Source organism: Shewanella kaireitica (genome assembly GCF_023284045.1).
Classification (GTDB): domain Bacteria; phylum Pseudomonadota; class Gammaproteobacteria; order Enterobacterales; family Shewanellaceae; genus Shewanella; species Shewanella kaireitica.
Map to the genome: position 1 here is coordinate 100453 of NZ_JAKIKQ010000017.1, position 6000 is coordinate 106452.

The 6000-nt window shown below is 41.8% G+C and carries 6 protein-coding genes; 2 read left to right on the forward strand and 4 right to left on the reverse strand.

Features of this window, described 5'->3' with window-relative positions; genetic code table 11:
• Positions 1-37: 37 nt before the first annotated feature.
• Complete coding sequence (locus L2730_RS17935) at positions 38-847, reverse strand: phosphate ABC transporter substrate-binding protein (protein WP_248975849.1); 810 nt, start codon at positions 845-847, stop codon at positions 38-40.
• A 526-nt stretch (positions 848-1373) separates the two neighbouring features.
• On the opposite strand from L2730_RS17935, the gene L2730_RS17940 reads away from it, so the two are divergent.
• Positions 1374-2570, forward strand: coding sequence for a potassium/proton antiporter (locus tag L2730_RS17940; protein ID WP_248975850.1), 1197 nt, complete (start codon positions 1374-1376; stop codon positions 2568-2570).
• Positions 2571-2585: 15 nt separating this feature from the next.
• Here L2730_RS17940 and L2730_RS17945 read toward each other — a convergent pair whose 3' ends face one another.
• From L2730_RS17945 to L2730_RS17955, 3 genes are all read right to left on the reverse strand, one after another.
• Positions 2586-2783 (reverse strand): DUF2061 domain-containing protein, encoded by a 198-nt coding sequence (locus L2730_RS17945; protein ID WP_248975851.1) that lies wholly within the window; start codon positions 2781-2783, stop codon positions 2586-2588.
• A gap of 181 nt (positions 2784-2964) precedes the next feature.
• Positions 2965-3867: a 1,4-dihydroxy-2-naphthoyl-CoA synthase gene (locus tag L2730_RS17950; protein WP_248975852.1), complete on the reverse strand. Its 903-nt coding sequence runs from the start codon at positions 3865-3867 to the stop codon at positions 2965-2967.
• Positions 3868-3996: 129 nt separating this feature from the next.
• Positions 3997-4350 (reverse strand): hypothetical protein, encoded by a 354-nt coding sequence (locus L2730_RS17955; RefSeq protein WP_248975853.1) that lies wholly within the window; start codon positions 4348-4350, stop codon positions 3997-3999.
• An 88-nt stretch (positions 4351-4438) separates the two neighbouring features.
• Here L2730_RS17955 and ccoG point away from each other — a divergent pair, with 88 nt between their 5' ends.
• The gene (gene ccoG, locus L2730_RS17960; RefSeq protein WP_248975854.1) at positions 4439-5860 is read left to right on the forward strand and encodes a cytochrome c oxidase accessory protein CcoG; all 1422 of its coding nucleotides are present in this window, start codon (positions 4439-4441) and stop codon (positions 5858-5860) included.
• Positions 5861-6000 lie beyond the last annotated feature (140 nt).

Below are 6000 nucleotides of genomic sequence, written 5' to 3' on the forward strand. Positions count from 1 at the left end.
GAGAAGCTTACGCCCCCCCTCCATTTATCATTGATGATTATTGAACGCGGATATAACCTTCGCTTGCGACAATACCTTGGCCGTCAGCTGACATGATGTATTCAATGAATTCTTGTGCAGTGCTTGGGGCATTTTTATCCATTAACACAATAAATGGACGTGCAATTTGGTAGTCGCCTGCAGCGATGTTGTCATCAGTTGCAGCAACACCATCAACATCGATTGCACGTAAGCTGCTATCTACACTACCGAGTGAGATATAGCCGATTGCAAAAGGGTTGTTAGCCACGATGGTTTTTATCATTCCGTTGCCATTGCCGACTTGTGCGGTTGGAGTAATAGCCGTGACTTTGTGGCCGTTAATCGTACGCTGTAGTTTCATTATCTCTTCAAAAGCGCCGCGGGTACCGGAACCATTTTCACGGGTAACCACAACTATTGGGCGAGATTCTCCGCCAACTTCACTCCAGTTTTTAATTTCACCGCGATAGATCTTTGATATTTGCTCTTGGGTTAAGTTTTTAACTGGATTTGCATTGTTGACTGCTGCTGCAATACCATCTCTTGCGATAACGATCTCTTTGGTATCGCTGTTCAATTCGCTCTGTTTCACGTTACGAGATGACATGCCTATCATGCTGGTGCCATCTTTTGCTGCACGAATGCCAGCTGAAGAACCAGTGCTTTGCACTTCAACATTTTTGTTAGATACGTTTTGATAATTTTCTGCCAGTACTTCCATGACATGGGCAACAGAGGTTGAGCCTGATACTGTAACTGTACCCGCTAAAACCTGCGGTGATGCCATCAAACCTACAGCAGTTAATAAGCCAATAACTTTTTTCATCACTTTTCCTACTCTGTTTTAAGTTGTCTAAATACGAAACCAAATTAGTGCCTCACTGAAGGCGATTGCATTAAGACAGAGAAATATGACAGTTAAGTGACAGCTTTTTAGAGGTAACGCTGATGGCTGGTTGGTGAATATTGGCATTACTTGAGTAAAGTTGACGGGCTTTCTAAAATTAACAAAGTTTAAGACTAGATTTCTTAAATCACTTTTTAGGGCGGCATTTGCACCGCGGTAGTAGCTGACAGCGAAGTTTCGCAGCTAAATAGATGTGGGCCTTATTGGGGTTCATTTTTGTTTCAGCTTAAATTAATAATCTAATAGGCTTTTTGTAGTATATTCAGTGCTAAAGAATGTTTGATAAATTAATTATTAATCTTTTATGACAGTCACTTTTTGACTCTAGTTGGCTTGGTTTACTCTCTATCTTAGATATCAGCTATAGCAATATAACTATACTAAGCTTCATAAGCGGTTTTCGCCCAGTAACACCACTTTTAAACTTTTTACTTAAGGAAATTTTATGACCACTGAAATGATCATGATTGGTATGTCTATTTTGATCGTGGTCGGAATATTGCTGCATCATCCCTCAAGAACCTTAGGTATTCCTTCGTTGCTTATTTTTATGGGAGTGGGCTTACTGTTAGGTAATGGAGAGTTTAACTTTGTTTACGATGATTTAGATAAAACGGCCTGGATAGGCGGTTTAGCGCTGAACATGATTGTGTTTGTTGGTGGTATCAATACCTCAACAGACAAGATTAAGGTGGCCTATAAAGAGGGAGGCGTTTTAGCATCTTTTGGTGTGCTGTTTACCACTTTCTTTTTCGCGATAATCCTATATTGGTTATTGGATTTTGACTTCATCACCTGCCTGCTATTTGCTGCCATTGTGTCATCAACTGATGCTGCAGCGGTGTTCTCAATTCTTGAATCCAAGAAACTCAAGCTTAAAGAGCAAACTGATACCGTATTAGAGTTTGAATCGGCGACCAACGACCCGGTAGCGATGCTGTTGGTGATCTTTTTAACTGATATGGTGCTTTCTACCGGCAAAAGTGTAGTGGCATCTGAAATAGCGTTAGAGCTTGTGACTCAAATCGGTGTCGCTATGATAGTCGGCTTTGGTGTTGCTAAGGTGGCCGTTTGGTTATTGAACCGTATACACCTATCTGAGTTTGGCCTCATTCCGGTGTTTGTATTAGCGAGTTTTATTATTGCGACTTATGGTGCAGAAATTCTCGGAGGTAATATCCTATTGGCTTCATATGTTGCCGGTGTGGTGATAGGTAACGGGATTAAACGGGGGCAATTAGTTAATCTGCACTTCTTTAACAGTTTATCTTGGTTAGCGCAGGCGCTGATGTTTATTGTGCTGGGCTTACAGATCTTCCCTCAGTCGTTAGCGGGAGTATTTATGAGTTCCCTATTACCAGCTATTTTATTGATACTGGTCGCTAGGCCTTTAGCTGTGCAGCTCTGTTATTTACCTTTTGTTAAAGCAAGCTGGAAAAAGCGCTTATTTATCTCATCAATTGGTTTAAAGGGCGCGACTCCTATTGTATTTGCACTGATCCCTGCAGCTGCAGGCGTTCCTGGAGCGCTTGATATCGTGCATATGGTGTTCTTTATCGTGCTGTTTTCTGTGTTTATCCAAGGAGGAGCTATTGCGCCGCTGGCTAATAAACTCGGCTTGAATAACGCTGATAAAGACTAAATGTGTATAAATTAGTTATACCGCAGCGTTTTGCAGGGCATTTTTAGACTCAATGCCTTTCCATACTTTTTCATGGAAATAGAAAACAACAGTGTTCACAGCTGGCTCAATCAAAGCAACTGCGCCACCTATAACAATACTACCGGTTAATAGATAAGTAATCGTGAATGCAACGCTAAAGTGAAGAATCGCAAAAGTCATGGTCTTAGTCATAATGGTGCTCCTTTAAAAGTTACCAAGATGATAACGATTATCATTTGCGTTTTAAAGGGGCTTGTATAGATAAGTTTGATTGGTATATTCGATTGGAAAGATAAATTGGTTATAAACCCATCAATAAAATTAATGTATTGATGGGTTTACGCGTATTCTAATTAGCGACTAATTCTGTAAATTAGTAGTGCCACGGAAAAGATGAAAAGTCCTGCTCACGCTTTTCTAAGAATGCATCACGCCCCTCTTGTGCTTCAGGGGTGCCATAGGCTAAACGAGTAGCTTCACCCGCAAACAGTTGTTGACCAACTAAACCATCGTCAGGCAGGTTAAAACCGTATTTAAGCATGCGCATCGCTGTTGGTGACTTAGAGTTGATCTCTTTTGCCCAGTTTAACGCTTCAGTTTCAAGATCTGCATGCGGAATTGCGCGGTTAACCATTCCCATATCAAAGGCTTCTTCAGCGGTGTAATTAAAGCCCAAGAAGAAGATTTCTCGCGCGCGCTTTTGGCCTATCATTTTGGCTAAATAGGCGCTGCCGTAGCCAGAGTCAAAGCTGCCAACATCTGGATCGGTTTGCTTGAATACTGCATGCTCTTTTGATGCTAAGGTGAGGTCACAAACTACGTGTAAGCTATGGCCCCCACCAACTGCCCAGCCAGGTACAACCGCAATGACTACTTTTGGCATAAAGCGGATTAAGCGCTGCACCTCCAGAATATGCAAACGGCCCATACGAGCAACGTCAGCGGTACCCTCTTCAGCACCTTCGTACTTGTAACCGTCTTTGCCACGGATCCGCTGATCGCCGCCAGCGCAGAAGGAGTGTTGTCCTTTTGCTGATGGGCCATTACCAGTAATCAATACGCAACCAACATCTGACCATTGGCGAGCATGGTCTAGTGCTGTATAGAGCTCATCGACAGTTTTTGGACGGAATGAGTTTAAGCAGTCTGGTCGGTTTATCGCAACGCGAACTGTTCCCTGATCTTTAGCTCTGTGGTAGGTAATATCTTCGAAATTAAATCCAGGAACAACATCCCATAATGTAGGGTCAAAAATGTCAGATACTTTATCAGTCATGAGCGGCTAGCCTTTTCATTTCGTTGAATAACAATAATGGGTAAAGGCTAGGCGGAATCAGATCTCAGGTCAATTAGATTAGTCACTAATCCGTGAGCTGAGATCGACCATAATGCAATAAGAATGCATTTAGTTCAGCTTGTCACATATATAGGTTTGGTTTTCTTTACTAAAGTTACTGTGCTTATCTGCACCATTACCACAGTAATGCTGCTTGAAATCATCCAACTTAGCTTGTGACTGAGTAATAACATTAAGCGCTTGTTTTTCTGTAGCGGATAACCTATCTGCGATGTCTGTTTTTAGTAGATCAACCTTAGCGTCAATGCGCTGTAATTGCGTTCCTGTCATGCTATCAAGCTTATCTTCAGCTTGTTGATAAATAGCTTGAACTTCGGCAACAGGTTCATCCAATGTATCTGTTTCGGTATAGAGGTAGTAAAGAATACCGCCAATTAGTGCCAACAAAATCCAGCCTTTCATCAATTAGTCCTATATAGGTGAATAACTTGTAGTATAAGCGTTATAATAAGCTAGTTTTCTAGCAATATTAAAGCTGTAAGGCTACAAAATGAATGCAGAGCAGAATAAAAAAGATTTTTCAAAAGTAGAAAGAATCAAAATTCATCAACCTGACGCTAACAAAGCGGACAGGTTTAACCCTCGTAATCGCATCTATGTAAGAGCGGTAGAGGGGCTATGGACAACCTTGCGTCGCCAATTAGGCTGGATAGCAATGTTGTTCTTTTTGTTGCTGCCGTGGATCCCATGGGGTGATCGTCAAGCTGTCTGGTTTAATCTAGCTGAACAAAAGTTCCATGTATTTGGGTTAACTATTTGGCCGCAAGACTTCACCCTCCTAGCGGCATTGCTAATGATTGCCGCATTTGGGTTGTTTTTCGTCACCACCTATTTAGGTCGAGTTTGGTGTGGTTATACTTGCCCGCAAACTGTGTGGACCTTTATCTTTATTTGGTTTGAAGAAAAGCTCGAAGGTTCGCGCAATAAACGCATGAAGCTTGATCAGATGCCATGGAGCTTCGACAAGCTTAGGCGAAAAACAGCAAAGCACAGTGCTTGGCTGCTGATATCCTTGCTTACGGCGATGACATTTGTTTCCTATTTTGTTCCTACAAGAGAAGTCTATTTAGAGGTATTCACGCTTAACGCCAGTGGCTCGGTTTATTTTTGGGTTATTTTCTTTACCTTTGCTACATACGGTAATGCGGGTTGGATGCGTGAGATTATGTGTTTGCATATGTGTCCATATGCGCGTTTCCAATCTGCGATGTTTGATAAGAACACTTATATAGTAGGTTACGACACTAAACGAGGTGAAACTCGTGGCCCAAGATCTCGAAAAGCAGACCCTAAAAAGATGGGGTTGGGTGACTGTATCGACTGTGATTTATGCGTTCAGGTTTGCCCTACTGGTATCGATATTCGTAACGGCTTGCAGTATGAGTGTATTAACTGTGGTGCTTGTATTGATGCTTGTGATACCACTATGAGTCGTATGGGGTATGACAAAGGGTTAATTAGTTACACTACCGAGAATAAGCTTGAGGGGATAAAAGAGAAGGTTCTTCGTCCAAAACTCGTTGGCTATGGCGTCATCTTAGCGGTGATGGTTTTGGTCTTTGTATATGCTACAGCCACAATTGCCCCTATTCGTATTGATGTTATCCGTGACCGTAATCTTCTATTCAGAGAAACAGATGCTGGGTTGATTGAGAATACCTTTACCCTAAAGGTACTCAATAAAACCGAAGATACCCATATATATAACCTGAGTGTAGAAGGCTTATCTAATTACAAATGGATTGGCCCACAACAAGTAACACTTAGCGGCGGTGAGGTATTAACGCTGCCAATCAGTATTGCGGTAGACCCTGTTGAGCTTTCTAGAGCGATGACGCACATCAACTTTGAAGTTGAAACTGATGATGGTGAGATTGAAGCAAAACAAGAGTCACGCTTCTTTGGTAACTAATAGAACAGCTTAAACAGATAAAAAGGGGTTTTTAGCCCCTTTTTTGTGCGTATCGTTTGAGAATTGTCCGCTTAACCATTTTATTTCATTTTTTCTCATTTAGCCCCTTGTGCTCTGTCAGGATTTGCCTATAATGCGCA

What these genes read in the sequence shown, in the direction of transcription:
- ccoG (WP_248975854.1), top strand. Translation starts at nt 4,439, where the DNA reads ATGAATGCAGAGCAGAATAAAAAAGATTTTTCAAAAGTAGAAAGAATC.
- L2730_RS17935 (WP_248975849.1), bottom strand. Translation starts at nt 847, where the DNA reads ATGAAAAAAGTTATTGGCTTATTAACTGCTGTAGGTTTGATGGCATCA.
- L2730_RS17955 (WP_248975853.1), bottom strand. Translation starts at nt 4,350, where the DNA reads ATGAAAGGCTGGATTTTGTTGGCACTAATTGGCGGTATTCTTTACTAC.
- L2730_RS17945 (WP_248975851.1), bottom strand. Translation starts at nt 2,783, where the DNA reads ATGACTAAGACCATGACTTTTGCGATTCTTCACTTTAGCGTTGCATTC.
- L2730_RS17940 (WP_248975850.1), top strand. Translation starts at nt 1,374, where the DNA reads ATGACCACTGAAATGATCATGATTGGTATGTCTATTTTGATCGTGGTC.
- L2730_RS17950 (WP_248975852.1), bottom strand. Translation starts at nt 3,867, where the DNA reads ATGACTGATAAAGTATCTGACATTTTTGACCCTACATTATGGGATGTT.